Below are 18,374 nucleotides of genomic sequence, written 5' to 3'. Positions count from 1 at the left end.
TTTATTGTGCCTTCTTAACTGGCTTGTTATTTATTTGCGCTACATCAGTAGCGATTTGTGCCACAAGTGGTGTTAATTGGGGCGTTTGCATGATGCTGAAATGATCACCATCAACGCTGTAGTCACGTATATTTTGCTCACTGAGCGCCGTAAATACCGCGTTATTATCTGGGAATGTCGCTTTGGTTTGTGTAGCGCCGTAGTAATGCAGCTGTGTCACCGCTTGACTTGCTAACTCACATTGCGATGAAGCCAAGTTACGCAGCACCACTTCACGCACGCGCTCAACAGAGCACTCGCTATCCGTTGAGAACTGTTTAGCAAGCCACTGCACCTGATATGCTTTATCAAATCGATCACATAGCGCGGGCTGTGCTTGCAAATATTGTAAATATTGACTGGGCGTATGTTCGCTATACCCTGCGCTTTGATAGGCGTGCAAGAAATCCTGCCACCGTGCTTCGTTATGCTTCACCACCGAATCAATCAAGCCGACATAACTGACCTGCTCTGCCTGTGATTCAAGCTGCTGTGCCATCGTCAGTGCAACAAGTCCGCCAAATGACCAGCCCAACAAGTAATAAGGGCCTGTATCTTGTACTTGCTTGATTTGTGCTAGATAGCTCTGTGCGAGTGCCTGTAATGACTCAAATTGGTCGTCAATCTGACCCACATAGCCCGGATGCTGCACTGCGTAGATGTCAAAATCTAATGCTAAGTGCTGTACAAATTGTCCATAACAAGCCACATCTCCACCAATTGGGTGAACGATAAATATTTTTCCTTGTGCACCCTCTTTGAGTTTGACCAGTTGCTCATTGGTATAAAGCTGTTTTGCTCGGGTGAGGTAATCTGCTTGCTTGGCAATCGTTGGGTACTGATAGAGTTGATGAACACTCAGTACATTACCGAATAGCTTACGCACTTCGCTAAATAACTTAATCACAAGCAAAGAATGGCCGCCGCTACTGAAGAAATTAGCATCTATGCTGAGTATGCTTGGCGACTTGTTGAGCACTTTTGCCCACAAGGTCTGTAGTTGCTGCTGTACTTCAGTATGTGGAGCAATGACTTCTCGTGGCGCAAGCTGTACTTGTGCCAACAACGCTTTTTGATTGATCTTGCCATTTGCTGACAACGGCACCTCAGTTAAATTGATGAAGTGCTCCGGTATCATATAGCTTGGTAGCGTTGCACTTAGCTGTTCTCGAATACGAGCAACTAAGACTTCATCAAGCTCAGCATCGGTAGGTTTGATAAAGGCAATAAGCTGTTTATCCATCTCCTCAGCATGCGCCACCACGACCGCTTTGGCCACGCCAGGTATGCGCGCAATGTGCTTTTCGATTTCACCCAACTCGATACGATAACCTCGCAACTTAATTTGATTATCGGCACGGCCAACAAACCAAAGGTTGCCTTGTTGATCATATTTAACGAGATCACCCGTACGATAAAAACGATTATATTTCGCACCTGGGATATTCAGCTCTACAAACTTTTCAGCGGTCAGCGCTGGATTATTGAGGTAGCCTTTAGCAACCCCTTCACCGCCAATATACAACTCACCCACAACGCCTGCTGGGGTCATCGCTTGGTTGCTATCAAGTACATACAGCTCGGTATTACTCATTGCTTTACCAATGGGTAAGGCATTGTTTAATTTCGCTAAATTGGCAGAAACATCATACATGGCACATCCCACCACGGTTTCAGTGGGGCCATAATGGTTGTAGATTTTCGCACTTGGAAAAACGCGTGCCAAACGCCGTGCCAATGAGATTGGGAAGGCTTCTCCCCCGATAACAAAGCAATGTGATGCCGTACAAACAAAATCATCTGGTAATAAGCTCAGTAGCGCTTCGCCATGCATTGGTGTCATGCGGATCAAGGCATTTGACTGACGCTGCACCATCATTTTGGCAAATTCCTCCAAAGCATCCTGCTCGGGACAAAAATCAACACAATGACCATTGAGTAGCGGTAAATACAATGCAGGTACCGTGATATCGAACGCCAATGATGTGATCACCATCGCACCACTGAGATTGGCCGCTTCACTGTAATAGCTGTGCATCGCATTTTGGCAGTAATCCACCACACCTCGATGACTGACTTCTACCCCTTTTGGCTTGCCGGTTGACCCTGAGGTGTAGCAAACATAGGCTATGTCTTTGCTCTCACTCGAGACACTTTGATAGTCCGTGAAGGTTGCAAGCCAAGTTTCGTGCATACAGTCATCCAGCAACAGCAAAAGGTTGTGTGCTTGCGGACAATTCCCACTTAAAGCGTCCATGGTCAAAATACATTTCAGCTGCGCATCATCATAGATAGTCGCAATTCGTTCAGCTGTGCTGCTGATCTCTATGGGCACATAAGCCGCTCCGGCTTTAAGCGCCCCAAGTAAACCAACGATAAAAAATGGATGCCTTGGCGTATAAACCCCAACATGATCCCCTCGGCCAATACCTTGATGCTGGAGATAACATGCAATGCGATCTGTTATCTGATCGAGTTGCTGATAGCTTAGTTGCAATGCACCTTGTTGCAGGGCGATGGCATTGGGTACCCGTTTTGCTGTGCGAGCAACCATGCTGTTGAGTGTCATATCTAGGGCATAGTCTTGCGTCGTATTGTTCCACTCGACGAGTTGTTGCTGTGCCTGCTGACCCAAAATATTCAATTGATTTACAGGCTTGTGTGGCGCTACAAGGACATCTGTTAATAATGCTGTAAAGCTTTGCGCCAAGCGCTCAACGCTCTGGCGGTTAAATAAGTCCGTTGCGTAACTCCAGTTCAATCTCAGCCCGTGATCGGTTTCCATCACCGATAAGCTCAAATCGTGCTTAATGGTCTGTGCTTGACCTGCGATGGGCCGTGCCGTTAAACCTTCAAGCTGCCAATTTACTTGACGATTGTTTTGCATCAAAAACATTAATTGGCATAGCGGCGCATGGCTGATACTCCGCTCTGGTTGTAATTGTTCAACCAACATTTCAAATGGTACATCTTGATGTGCAAAAGCATTTAATGTGGTCGAACGGGCTTGTTGTAGCACGTCACTAAAACGGCTCTGACCATCAATTTTATGCTTAAACATCAAAGTGTTAACAAAGAATCCCAGCAAGTCTTCCACTTCATGATGATGGCGTCCGGCAATCGGGCTACCAATTACAATATCTGCCTCGTTGCTCCAACGACTGACCACCAGAGCATACACGCTTTGTAACAGCATGAATAACGTCACGTTGTGTTGCTGTGCTAACTCACCGATTGCAGAACTAAGCTCTAGGTCGTATTCAATACTCACACTGTCACCGCAATAGCTAGGCTTAACGGGCCTTGGCTTATCAAGGGGTAAGCTGTGTACTTGTGGAATATCGGCCAACTGTTCTTGCCAGTAATCCAGCTGCGCAGCAATGACGCCTTCGGACATGTGCTGGCGCTGCCAAGCGGCATAATCTGCATATTGCAAAGCAAGCGGTGTCACTGCACAGTGACCTTGTTGTCGCCATTGTTGGTAGAAAGTGGAAATTTCATCTGCAACTAACCCCAATGACCAACCATCGGATGCAATGTGATGCATCACCACTAACAATACATGGTGCTGTTCGCTCAGCTGGATCAAATCAACACGGATCATCAAAGACTGGGCTAAATCAAAATCTAATGCGATTTGCTTGTGCAACACAGCAAATACCGCATCATGCTGTTCTGACTCTGGAGTGCTCGATAAATCATGCTGCGCAATCGCCACCGCTTGTGGCTCATTAATGCACTGAACAGCTTCTCCATCGTGCATCTCAAAGGTCGTTCTGAGCACTTCATGGCGGGCAACCAATGCAGTAAAGCTCTGCTGTAGAGCGGTGATATCCAACTCACCTTTTAGCTCCAAGGCAAGCGGCAAATTGTATTGCGTACTGCTGCCGTTCAGCTGATCGACAAACCAAAGACGCTGCTGTGAAAATGACAGTGGCAAGGATTGATCACGATCTACTGGCTTAATCATGGTTAGGCTGCTATGTGTATCCAGTTCATCAATATACTTGGCGATGGCCTTAATAGTTTCATGGACAAACAACACACGTACTGGCACTTCAACATCCAGCTCCCTGCGGATTGCGTTACTCAAACGCATGGCCAACAAGGAATGTCCACCGAGATCGAAAAAGCTCACTGCGCAACTGACTTGCTGTTCACTTAAGTCAAGTAGTTCACACCATAAGCGTTGGATAAGTTGCTCGCTAGGCGTATTCGCAGCCACATACTCAAGTGCAATAACATCACCTAAACTCGGCGCAGGCAATGCTCGCTTATCCACTTTGCCATTAGCAGTGAGTGCAAACTTATCCATCACCTGAATGTGAGACGGCACTAAATACTCTGGCAAGCAGGCCTTAAGCTTAGCTTTGATCATAGCCGCATCGGTAGTCGCATCCAACACGGTGACATACGCCACTATATGTAACTCGTTTGCCAATTCAACGGTTGTCACCACCGCCGCTTTTAACAAATTAGTTTGTAATAATTGCTGTTCAATTTCCTGAGGCTCGACACGAAATCCCCTGATTTTGACCTGCTCGTCGGCACGACCTAAGTACGCGATATTGCCATTATCTACATACCGTACCAAATCCCCCGTGCGATACATCCTTTGCTGTGAATCTTCAGGATGAGCAATGAACCGCTCAGTGGTCAGCTCGTCACGATTGATATATTTGTCGGCTAAACATGGACCGCTGATATACAATTCACCAATACAGCCAATCGGTACTTCAGACAAATTACTATCCATGATGTAAGCGTTGGCATTGTGGATCGGCTTACCGATTGATGGATACAACGGCCAAGCCTTAGCGTCACCTTTGAGTTGATAATCCGTCACCACATGTGTTTCCGATGGGCCATATAGATTGAGTAGCTGACAGTGGCGGTGTTGACCAAAGAAAGCTCTGATTTGAGGATAAATTTTGAGTGCTTCACCCGCCACTTGCAGTACCTTCAAAGATGGAAGATGAAGTGCCTGATCCGTCACATATTCACAAAAGCTGACCAACATCGCGGTTGGTAAATATAGGCAACCTATCTGCTGGCGCACAATCACCTCTAGCAGCTCCGGTAACGACTGGCGCGTTGGTTCATCAACAATCACCAGTTTGCTGCCGCTACAAAGTGCGGTCATGATCTCGTAAATCGCCATGTCAAAATTCAGCGTGGAGTATTGTAGGGTTGGCAGTTTTTGTGCGACGTTTTCGTAACGAGCAAACTGTGAACGCATCAAGTTTTCAAGCACTTGATGCGACAGTACGGTGCCTTTGGGCTGCCCTGTCGAACCTGAGGTATAAATCACATACGCGGCGCTTTGACCATTAATATCAACATCTGGCTGGGTGTACGGATAGCCTTGATAGTCTTCATTATTCACATCCAATACAGTGACTTGTGTTGATAACGCTTGCCAACGTGGCAAATCGTCGCAAATGAGTAATTTGATGCCACTGTCTTTACTGATGTAATTTAAACGTTCTTGAGGATAGTTCGGATCCAGAGCCACGTAGGCACCACCCGCTTTGAGCACCGCCAGTACGCTGATTATCATCGCTGCCGAGCGCTTTTGTGAGATCCCCACATAGTCACCCGGTTGCAACCCTTGTGCTAGCAACGCGTGGGCAAATTGATTTGCGTAGCTGTCTAACTGAGCATAGCTAAGTTCAATGACTTCATCAGTAAGTGCAATGTCATCAGCACTTTGCTGAACATGCTGAGCAATTAAATGATGTACACCTTGGGTAAATTCGCTGTACGGCACTTGGTTGTGTGCTCGCCACTGCTGCAACGTGGTTTTATCTGCTGATGAAGTAATAGGCAGTTCAAAGATAGGTGTGTGTGGCGCTGCAACGATGCCTTCTAACAGCACCGTAAAACTTTGTGCCAATGCTTGAATGGTTTTTAACTCGAAGATGCTGGTGGCGAAGTTCCATTGCATCACAAACTGCTCACCTAACTCCCCAGCGAACAACTCCAAATCAAAGCGAGTGTGCTTAACCTCACCTGCAATGCCGCTGACCTCAATGCCCGGTAACGTCAGTTCTCCATAGTCATTGTTTTGCAATGCAAACATCACCTGAAAGATTGGGGAGTGACTCATGCTACGTTTAGGCTGCAGCTGCTCGACCAACATATCAAAAGGCGTCTCTTGGTGAGTAAACGCCTCTAGCGCAGTATTTTTACTTTGCGCCAATAGCTGGGCAAATGTCACATTCTCATCAAGGTCTGTTTTAAACACTAAGGTGTTGACGAAAAAACCAATTAACGGTTCAATTTCCCGCTGTGTGCGCCCTGCAATCGGGCACCCCATCACCACTTTAGAATCAGAGCTCCAGCGGCCAAGTAGCAATGCAAAGCTACTTTGTAACAGCATAAACAAAGTGACATCGAACTGCTGACACACCTTTAATAACTTTTGATACAAAGGCTGGTCAATGAACTGTGTATAACCTTGCCCTGCAAACTCTTGTTGAGCAGGGCGCGGCTTATCCAACGGCAAACCGTGTGTGGTTGGTATATCGCTAAGCTGCTGCAGCCAATAATCTAATTGGGTTTGCAAACGTTGCTGCTGAACTTGCGAACGCTGCCAATGGGTATAATCGCTGTATTGCACTGGTAACGGCAATAATGGAGAGGGTTGATCGTTCACATACGCATGATAAAGCTCTACAAACTCACGTGTTAGAATGCCCATAGACCAACCATCTGATGCTATGTGGTGCACGTTAAATAACAGTGCACAGTAGTCATTGGCCAACTGTACTAACGTCAATCGCAGCATTACATCGGATGATAAATCAAACGGCTTTGAGAACTCATGTTCCATCACTTGCTGTAACTGACTTGCTTGTGCTGCATCATCCAATGCACTTAAATCTACATTGATGATGCTCAAGGGCTGAACTGGCGTTACTCGTTGACGTGGTTCACCGCCATCATCAAAATAGACCGTGCGCAGCACCTCGTGACGCGAAACCACCTCATTTAAAGCGTCCTGCAAAGCTTGACGATTAAGTGTACCGCGCAGGTAAATCGCGCGCGTCATATTATATTGACTGCTGGTTTGCTCTAATTGATCGATAAACCATAATCGCTGTTGAGAGTAAGACAGACGCGTTTCTTGACCTGGCTCCAACTTGACGATGGTATTCGTACTAGCTGTCGCATTGGCATGTCGAGTATCAGATAGAAAAGAGATCAAGTCATCCTTGTGATGCTTGATCTTGGCGATTAAATCTTGAGATATTTGCGTACTTTTTGATTTTGTCTTTAGTTTTCCATGCTCAACATATGGAAAAATACCATGTTGATTGAGCTCTTTAACTAGATGTACAACTTGCATTTTATCACCCTGAATACCCTACTATTTCCTGTTGCGCTGTTATTGTTATGATGAATCGATTGATACAACCTTTTAGTGTGCAATCTACCTTGCTCTGCTGTTGCTTATGCTCCTTTGGTAACAGCGACATACGCTTTACCTAGTACGGAATATAAGTTCATGTAGTGTCTCCATATTTAGGAAAACTGTCACCTGCCATATCTACTAGGTATGTGGTTTTAGACCCGCTTGGTTTGACCAAAAAACAGTTATTTAAAAGGCTCAAAAGCGCAGCCTAAATCACAGTTAACTAACTGATTAATAAATTTAAATAAAAATTAGAAGCGAATTTATAGAGGCTTGCAAAAAAGGTGTTGATCACCTTGAGAAGGTGGCTGGATTTACCAGATAAAAGGAACAAGTCGTCAAGCACAAGCACGTAACATGACACCCTGTTCCTTTGGATTGAATACCGGCTTCCCTGCCGGTTATGACATTAACTCAGTTTGATTATTTAGATTTAGTTCGTGAACCTCTCGTTACCACTGCATTTCAACTAGCTCTGACTGTTCGTCAAGGCCAACCACGTTGTGACTCAGTGTTACAATTTCATCGATGATTTGCGCTAGGTGCATCACATCAGGGTGATTAAATACTTCCACTAATGGTAACTCTATAGCGAATACTTCTCGCACCATACCCACAAAGCGTGTTGCATTAAGTGAGTGTCCACCGAGTGCAAAGAAGTCATCGTGACGACCGACCTGCTCTACGTTCAAGATATCAGCAAATATTGATGCAACCGCATGCTCTGTTTCAGAAGCCGGCTCAACATAGTTTTGCACGCCCATAACATCGGGTTTAGGTAATGCTTTTCTATCTACCTTACCGTTAATACTTAATGGCATGTTATCTAAGTGAACAATCGCACTCGGTACCATGTAGTTTGGCAATGACTGTCCTAAACGCGCCTTAAGCTCCACTAACCAGTCATTATGTACCATGGCCTCGCGGTAAGTGGTTACATAAGCCACCAGCTGCGCTTCACCTTTGCCATCTTTTAACATCATGACCAACGCGCTGTTTATTTCTGACTGCTTCATCAGCACTTGCTCAATTTCAGCTGGCTCAACACGATAGCCGCGTACTTTAATCTGCTGGTCAGTTCGGCCCATATAGTACAGTTGTCCCAATTCATCGTAGCGCACTAAGTCACCCGTTCTGTACAATCGCTCCGTCACACCATTTGCAAAACTCTTCTCAACAAAGCGCTCGGCTGTTAGGTCTGGACGGTTCAGATATCCCTTCGCGACACCATTGCCTGCGATATACAGCTCACCCACGCAACCAACCGGCACCACCTCTTGCTCTGGCGACAATACATATAGGCGGGTATTTGGCATTGCACGACCAATTGGCAGTACCTCAATATCATCATTGAGTAATTCACTCACATTGGCGATGGTGCAGCCCACCACGCTTTCCGACGGACCGTAGTGATTGTAAATCTCACTTTGTGGGAAGAAACTTTGTAGTTTTCTCGCATCACTTGGTGCAAAACTTTCTCCACCAATGACAAACACATGGCGCGCTTTGCTGACAAAAGATGGCTCCATCAGCGCCAACATGGCATTGACGTGCATTGGTGTCATTCGCATTAAGTACTGTTGCTCATCACCACAGGTCAAGGCACGGTGCAACCCAGAGATCTCCTCATCCATTGCACTAAGATGGACGGTGCCACCTGCCAACAATGGCAGATACAAACTCGGCACAGTGAGGTCAAAGGCGTGTGAAGTGACCACCAATGACCCCGTCAAGTCGCTGTTGTAGTACAAATCTAGACCGGTTTGGCAGTAATCCATCAGGCCTTGGTGGTGGATCTCAACCCCTTTTGGCTCACCCGTTGAACCTGAGGTATAAATCACATACACGCTGTCTTGAGCGCTTGCGGTACCCGCTAATTGCTCCATTGGCACAACATGCGCCAACCAATCAGCACTGAGTGCGTCATCAACGAGCATCACATCTACACCGCAAGTTGCCGTTTGTTCAGTAAAATCGCTAACCGATACCATCAGTTTTAACTCGGAACTGGCGACGATTTTCTCTACCCGTTGCTGTGTATTTTTCAAATCAATTGGTACATATACCAGTCCTGAGTTCATAGCAGCTAACAAGGTAACCATTAACTGTGGACAACGTGGCATATATAAACCAATGCGGTCGCCTTTAGTTAAACCTTGCGACTCAAAGTACGCGCTCATGCGGGTCGCTTTGTCTACCAATTGTTGATAGCTCAATTTTTCCTCACCCGCTTGCACCGCAATCGCATCTGGTGTTTTGCTAGCCTGTGCGAAGATACCTTGGTGCACAGTGGCGTTTTGATCGTCCTGACGTGCGGTGTCATTCCAGTGGGCCAACTGCTGTGCCATCTCATCTTGGCTCATCAGTGCTGCAAATGAAATCGCGTTACTTGGCGTTTGCACAATGCTGTCAATGATGCGCTGACTGTATTGCAACATACGTTCAGCCATGGCTTCACCAAAGGTATCCTGATCGATATCCAGCGTTAGATTAAAGGTATCTTGGGCAATCTGTTTTACTTTTGAGTAAGTCACGCTTATCAAATAGTTTTGCTCAAGTGACCCCTGTGCGCCCATAACCTCAATATCATCCGCTAGATTTTCATACACATGGAAATCTACATAGTTAAATAGTGATGATGAGAAATCCAAACCAGCATCTTTTTGCATCACGCTCAGCGGCAAAGTACGTTTTGACGCATCTTGCGACACTTGCGCATCCACTTGTTTGATCAGAGCCTGCCAACTGTGATCTTCTAGGCTTGTTACAAATGGCAGTGAATTTAAGAACAAGCCCAGGGTTTTGTCCGCACCTTCATATTCTGGTCGACAGTTAGCGACAACCGACGTCACCACGTCTTTATTACCATTGACTAGTGCCAGCAATACCACATGTGTGGTCAGTAGAATACTTCTCTCCTGCACACCCAGTTGTTTTGCTAAGTCACGAATTTTTTGGCTCGACTCAGGGCTCACATCTAGCACCTGACGCGATTTACCCGTCAATGTTTTACCTGCCCACCAAGGCAACTGCGCATCTTCGAGTTTGCTGCGCCAATAATCTCTCACCTCTTGTGATTGCATGGCAGCTTGTTCTTGGTGTACCAAATATTTGTAAGGCAGCACGACCTCTTCGCTCGCTTGATAAGTGCCCTCTCTGCGCGCAATGTACTCATTGAACAACTGAGTATTCAGTGTCGCGATACTCCAACCATCAAATAATGCGTGATGGAAGCTAATCGTATACTGGAAGCACTCGGCATCTAACTGGTGAATATAGATACGCCACAATGGCTTAGTAAAATCGAACGGCGAGTTTTTCTCTTCTTCGATCCATTGTGTTAAATGCGCATTTTGCTGCTGCTCAGTCAACGCCATCAGCGACATAACCACCGGCTCTACGTCGAGTTGTTTGTACACCAACTGGGTCGGCGCATGAGAGTCCATCACAAACAATGTACGTAGAATTTGATGGCGCTGTGCTAATGAAGTCACTGCCTGCGCAAATGTTTGAGCATCAAATGCCGACTTAATCTTAAAGCTCATAACATCATGGTAAATACCCTGACCGCCCGCTAACAGGTTATGAAATACCATACCTTGTTGTAACTGAGTCATCGGATAAGCATCTTCAATACGCTCAAAGTCAGCTTGCTCACGTAACTTGGCATATTCCTGCTCCTCTAACATTGAGAATGCAGGCACTTCTGGCAGCGATGTTACCTCTTCAAGCGCAACCACGGACGCCAATTGCTTGATGGTTGGGTTCTCAAATAGCGCGCCAATTGAGACCGAGTAACCCGACTCTTTCATCTTAGCAACCAGACTAATCGCACGGATTGAGTCACCGCCGAGCGCAAAGAAGTTATCGCTAATTCCCACCCGTGCTACTTTTAGTACCTGTTGCCAAATATCAGCTAATGCCGCTTCCACCGCTGTTTCCGGCGCTTGATAATCTTCAACTGATGCTGAGAAATCGGCCTCTGGCAGTGCTTTTCTATTCACTTTGCCATTGATAGTCAGTGGGATCTTATCAATCACCACGAACGCTGCTGGCACCATATGCGGCGCTAAGTTTTGCGAGATGCTTGCTTTTAGCTCAGCAACCGCTTGCAGCTCATCTTGACCCTCTGTTAACACTAAATAAGCCACTAGGCGTTTATCATGCGATTCACCCTGCGTTAGCACCAATACTTCATTCACGCTGTGGTGGTCGCGGATTTGATGCTCAATCTCACCCAGCTCAATCCTAAAGCCACGGATCTTCACCTGATCGTCAATACGTCCTAGATAAACCAGCTCGCCCGTATCAATGCGTTTAACTAAATCCCCAGTGCGATATAAACGCTCACTAGGCTTAAATGGATTGTCGATGAAGGCACGTTCAGTTAAGTCATCGCGATTCAAATAACCACGTGTAACACCATCACCGCCCACATATAGTTCTCCCGGTACACCAATGGCCACAAACTGCTGATCTTGGTCAAGTACGTATGACGATAAGTCCAGTAACGGGAAGCCAATCATGCTGCCTTGTTCACTCATCACATGCTCTTTGGTTACACGCTTGTAAGTCACGTGAACAGTTGTCTCGGTAATACCGTACATGTTGATAAGCTGAGGTGCGTCGTCACCATGACGTGCTATCCAAGGCTTTAAGCTGGCAAAGTTTAATGCCGCACCGCCGAATACCACATAACGTAACGAATCATGTGATTCTAGTTGATCCTGCTGACTAAACAGCTCAAAAGCCGCGGGGGTTTGGCTTAATACAGTCACCTGTTGCTCGTTGACTAACGCACTGAAACGCTCCGTTTCTTTAGCAACCTCTTTTGGTACAACGACCAACTTCGCGCCATAAAATAATGCGCCCCAAATCTCCCACACCGAGAAGTCGAATGAAATTGAGTGGAATAAACTCCATACATCCGTTTGTTTAAAGTCAAAATGTTCATCTGATGAGCTAAATAAACGTAATACGTTACGGTGCTCAACCAGTACCCCTTTGGGTTTCCCCGTTGAACCCGAGGTATAAATCACATAGGCCAGATCTCCAACCGACACATTCGCCTCTTCGGCGCTGATGTTGTCCTTGCGGAAGCCTTCATAGCGCTCAGGTTCATCCACCAATACCAGCAACTGCTGATCCGTCGGAATAGTTTCTTGCAAATGCGATTGAGTCAGCACAATGCGAATGTCACTGTCTTCAAGCATGTATTCAATACGCGAATCTGGATAATCTGGGTCAAGTGGCACATAAGCCGCGCCTGATTTAAGAATTGCCAAGATGCCCACAATCATTTCTAGCGAGCGCTCTGCGTATAAGCCCACTAGTTCATCCGCTTCAACGCCTTGTGTCATCAAGTAATGCGCAATCTGGTTAGCACGCTCATTCAACTGGCTGTATGTCAATTGTTGGTCATCACACACTACCGCCACTGCGTCAGGGTATTGCGCCACCTGAGCCTCAAATTGCTCGTGAATACAACGTGTTACTTCGTAGCTGCTGTGCTGCTCACCCATGCTTAATAACTGTGTTTGCTCTTGCTCTGTTAACAATTCAACCTGAGTTAACTGCTCACACTGTGGCAACTGCAATAGGATTTGAATGTAATGTTCAAGTACACGCTCTACCGTGCTTTGAGCAAACTGCTCTTTATAGTAACTACAACGCACAATCAAGGTCTCGCTCAGACCAGCGTTGATGGTAAGCTTGTATTCGTTTTCCTCGAAAGCATCCACCGACTCAACAGCAATACTTGCTTCTTTCTCAGCGCTAACCGCTGCATCCAACGGGTAGTTTTCGAATGAGAAGATACTGTCAAATAGTTGATAGCCACCTTCTACTTCGCTGTAAGACTGAATTTCATTCAGTGGCACGTAACAATGTTCATTTGCCTCTTGGAAGTTGGCGTGCATTGCTTGCAATTGCGCTTTGATTGACTGCTTATTATCAAGGTTTAGCACCACTGGAATGTTATTGATAAACAAGCCAACCATTTGTTCTACATCCAGTAATTCTCCAGGGCGACCCGATACGATAGAGCCAAACACAACTTGATCTTCATTGCTGTAGCGATGTAACAAGTAACCCCAAGCAAACTGTAGTAAAGTGTTAACAGTCACTTGTGCACTGGCTGCAAAGTCTTTTAAACGTTCCGTTTGTTCTTTTGACAATAACTGACGTTGCACATGATGGCCGGTTTCTCCATCGGTTGGTAATTTATCAATGTTCAGTGGGGTTGGGTTATCAATATGCCCCAACTGACTACGCCAATATTGCTGCGCATCGCTTTGTGAACGCTCACCTAACCAAGCGATGTATGACTCATAATCACCACTTGGTGTAGTCACTAATGCTTTGCCTTCCATCAGGCACTCATAGCTTTCAACCACAGCGCCGTAAACAATCGGCAAGCTCCAGCCATCCAATAAAATGTGGTGGTGAGTCCAAAGTAAACGATACTTGTCATCCGCTAACTGGAATATCACAACTCGCATCATAGGCGCGCTGTTGGCTAAATCGACCCCTTGCTGACGGTCTTGTCTTCTATATTCATCAAAGCGCTGTAATTGCTGCTGCTCATTTAGCGCACGTAGGTCCTCAACATGCCACGGTAATGTCGCCTGTTTCACCACCAACTGATGCAATGATTCGCCAGAGCCGACAAAAACAGTTCTGAACACGTCAAAACGGTCAATCACTGACTGCCAAGCCTGTTGGAAGTAGGCAAGATTTATCTCACCTGTAAACACAAAGTCACTCTGCGTTAGATAAGCATCATTTTTTACCAAGCTTTGGAACATCATGCCTTTTTGCATTGAGGTTGCAGGATACAACTTTGCAATATCATGCTGCTGTTGTAGTACATCCAGCTCTTTTTGCGTCATGGATGCCAATGGGAAATCTGATGGCGTATATTGTTGTTTAACAACCTTACAATGTGCCACCAATTCTATTAATGCTTGCTCTAACAAGTTACCTAGCGACTGAATGTTGTCAGCTTTGAAGCGATTTTCACTGTAATCCAGAGCCACAGACAAGCGACCTTCACTGACAAGCGAGTTAATACCCAATAGATATTCTCGCTGATGTTTGTCACTGACGGCTTTGCCAAGGTTGCCCTCGGCAAATGCAAAGCCGCTGTCATTATCCACCGCTTGATCGAACTGACCTAGGTAGTTGAACAGGATCTGAGGGTTATACTGGCTCGCTAACTCAGGGTTGCGCTGTGCCCAATAGCCAAAACCTATGCCATTGTTTGGTACTGCACGATAACGCTCTTTAATGTCTTTGATAGTTGCGCCTATTTCTACGTCGGCACAGTTTAGTACCAGCGGATAGATGCTGGTAAACCAACCTACCGTTTGGCTGGTATCAATGTCATCAAATAACGGTTCGCGACCATGACTTTCTAACATCACTGAAACATTATCGACCGCTTGCCACTGATGTAGCGCCTGTGCCAATGCCGACAATAGTAATTCATTGATGGTGGTGTTATAGCTGCTAGGACACTCTTTTAGTAACGCTTGCGTGTCTTTTTCATTCAGCTCAAAGTGCCACATTTGTGTTGAGGCCTGCGTATTGTCACCTAGCTGTTCAAAATCGCTCTCAATGCTATCAGTTGGCTGTGACAGTGCCCAGATGTCTTGTGCTGCGTCTTGATAGTTCGCCAGTGCCTCAGTCCACTGTTGGTAGCTTGAAGTTTTCGCACCCAAAGTAATGTCATGGCCTTGACTCAATTGGCCATAAGCTTGCATTAAGTCTTGTAGCAGTACACGCCAAGACATACCATCAATGATCAGGTGGTGCGCAACAAATAACACGTATTGTGTGTCTTTTGAGTGCAACAATACCGCACGAACCAACGGGTCGCCCATCAAAGCAAAGTTACTTTGGTATTGTTCACCTACTTGTTCAATAAATTTTGCATGTTGTTCAACATCTTCTGGTAAATCCAGCGCCATACAACAAGCATCAATTTGTTGCTCTGTGAATGTTTGATACTGAGCATGCCACTGCCCTTGCTCATCTTGTTTAAAGCCTAAACGCATCGCATCGTGTCGAGTGACCATGGCATTGACGATACGAGTCAGCATCGCGTGATTCAGACCGCTCGGTACAGACAGCAATACAGCTTGGTTGAAGTAATGATGATCAACCTGAGTGTTATCTAAGTACGCTTGTTGAATTGGCAGCAATGGCGCATTGCCTGTTAAAGCCTCTTGTGTAGCTTTTACTTCTTGCGGCGCTTGCTCTGCCAAGTCAGCGGTAAGCTTTTCTATCGTTTGTAGCTTTAGTAACCCTTTGGTAGTGATGTTGATACCTTTTTGGTTTGCTCTGGCGACCGCTTGAATAGACAGAATTGAGTCACCGCCTAGCTCAAAGAAGCTATCGGTAATGCCTACTTTTTCAACCATCAATAGCTGCTGCCATTGCTCACACAATAAGGTTTGTAGCTCGTCTGTTGGTGCAACGTAAGCATTACCAGCACTTAAATCAGCAACAGGTAACTTTGCAGCATCTACTTTTCCGTTAGCTGTCAGTGGATAGCTGTCTACCGTCACAACAGTTGCTGGCACCATATAATCTGGGAGCTGATCTTTTGCACCACTTAGCACCGCGCTACTATCAAGTGTCTCACCTTCTTTGATCACGTAAGCGACTAAACGCTTTAATTGTGAATGTGGGTCAAGGATCACTAGCGCTGACTTCACGCCTTCTTGCGCTTGGATCACCTGCTCAATTTCACCAAGCTCGATTCGAAAGCCGTTAAATTGAATTTGGTTATCAATCCGGCCTAAAAACTCCAACTTACCGTTTTCTAATAGACGTACATAGTCACCGGTGCGATACAAGCGCTGCACTTTGCCCATGCCTAAGTCGCTTTCAATAAAACTGCGCGCTGTCAGCTTTTCGTTGTGTAAATAACCTTTTGCCAGCGATGCACCAGCAATCAATAGCTCGCCTGCCGCGCCACGAGGCACAAGCTGCTGCGTGTTGGGCGCAACCACGTACAGGCTTAGGTTTGCCAATGCACTGCCTATGGTCACGACTTCGTTAGCAACAATACGATCAACCGAGGCACATACGGTGCTCTCAGATGGGCCGTAACCATTGTAAAGTGGGAATTTTTCAGCCCAGCGCCAGGCAAGCGCGGTTTCAATCGCTTCACCTGCCACAATCAGTGCATCAAACTGGTAATCACGCTCAATGTCCATGTGCGTTAGCAGTGATGGTGGCAAGGTAGCATGGGTAACCCCGTTATCAACAAGGTAGTCAGCCAATTCCTGCGTTGAGGTACGCGCACTTTCTGGGCAGATATATAAGCTAGAACCCGCCAACAGCGCCATCATCCATTCCCAAGTTGCGGCATCAAAACTGATAGAAGCAAATTGCAACACCCGACTTTGCTCGCTCATTTTGAAGCAATCTAATTGGTTAAAAAATAGGTTCAACGCACCACGGTGCGACAAAGCAACCCCTTTTGGTAGCCCCGTTGAGCCAGAGGTGTAGATCACATAGGCTAAATCATCCGCCTGATTTTGCGGTAATGCACACGCTTGAGTTTCTGTAAGCGTATCAATGCTCATAATCGTGCCAGAAAATTCTGCACCCATTACATTATCAGAGAGGTTCAATAACATGCGCGCTTGACTGTCATTGAGCATGTGCTGCACACGATCGGCAGGATAACTTGGGTCAATCGGCAAGTAAGCCGCACCTGATTTTAATACCCCTAGAATAGCTACCATGAAGTCAACCGAGCGAGCCATGCTCACCGCCACGACATCACCCACTTGTACACCAGCATCCAGCAAGTGATAAGCCACTTGATTCGCTTTGCTATCTAGCTGTGCATAGCTTAACGATTGCGCCTGATCAGTCACGGCTATCGCCGATGGTGTAGATTCAACCCAACGATTAAAGCGCTCTAACACGCAGTGATATTGTGAGTGCCTTGTATCCTCTACCCCCTGTGCTAAGTATTGTAATTCGTCATACTCAAAGTCAGATAGCAGCGCTAAATCATTCAGCGGTTGTGTTTGTGCATTTAACACACAAGCGATAAGTGCTTGGAAGTTAGCCACAAAACGCTTAACAAACGTGTCTGATACACACTGTGTGTTGTAATGAAGTACCACCTCCAAAGAAGATGAATCTGCCATAAACGAAACGCTCAGATCACAACCCTCATCATAGTTGTGTTCGATGCTCGCTTGTTCATAGTAACCACTAAATATGCGAGGCTGACCCACAACACTTGAGCGTTCGTCCTTTTGTAGTGCTTCTGCCAATAGCCCTGTGGTTAAACTGGCGTTGTTCAACGCGGCGATGCGCTGTTGCTCGTAACAGCTTAAATAATCTTCAAATGATGCGTCGTCCGTCATTTTCATGCGCAGCGCCACACGGTTATCGAAATCATCAGCGCAGTAACCTAAACCACCTTGCAGGTGTTGTGCTACCACGCAATCGTTTACGCCCGAGTACTGATTTAATTGGGCACATAGTGCACTGTGTAACACCGCAAAACGGTCTGTTTGCTTAGCGATTGCAAATGCATCTAATTGCGCCAGTAACCCAGCATCAAGCGTTACACTATGCTGAGCATATTCCGCCCCTTTGCTATTGGCTGCGCGCTTGCTAAGCGGTACTTGCCACGCTTGTTCACTAGAGTCTGCAAGCTGTTCCAACCAGTATGTTTGCTGCTGCTCAATCATCTCGTCATTAAGATTCAATAGGTTGAATCGAGACATCAGCGCAACCAGTCCTTCTTTATGCTCTACGATGCTTTTTTTCAACTCATCCGTCATCGCGCCTTTTGCGGCACGCGCTTTGAGTTTGTTGTTTTCTAAGTAAAGTAATACGCCTTGTGCTTGTGCTTGTTTTAATACTGTTAATGTCATTTTTCTAA

At 46.1% G+C, this 18,374-nt stretch carries 2 protein-coding genes; both read right to left on the bottom strand.

The annotated features are described in order from the left end of the window. Position 1: 1 nt before the first annotated feature. Positions 2 to 7,390 carry a non-ribosomal peptide synthetase gene (locus L1070_RS04800; protein WP_237124688.1) on the bottom strand — a complete coding sequence of 2,463 codons (7,389 nt, stop codon included), beginning with the start codon at positions 7,388 to 7,390 and terminating at the stop codon, positions 2 to 4. A gap of 518 nt (positions 7,391 to 7,908) precedes the next feature. Then, positions 7,909 to 18,366: a non-ribosomal peptide synthetase gene (locus tag L1070_RS04795; protein ID WP_237124687.1), complete on the bottom strand. Its 10,458-nt coding sequence runs from the start codon at positions 18,364 to 18,366 to the stop codon at positions 7,909 to 7,911. Positions 18,367 to 18,374: the final 8 nt, after the last annotated feature.

Source organism: Pseudoalteromonas sp. MMG022 (assembly GCF_021654245.1).
GTDB classification, from domain to species: domain Bacteria; phylum Pseudomonadota; class Gammaproteobacteria; order Enterobacterales; family Alteromonadaceae; genus Pseudoalteromonas; species Pseudoalteromonas amylolytica.
Note: the sequence above shows the minus strand (reverse complement) of the source record. Positions and strands in the feature narration are given on the sequence as shown.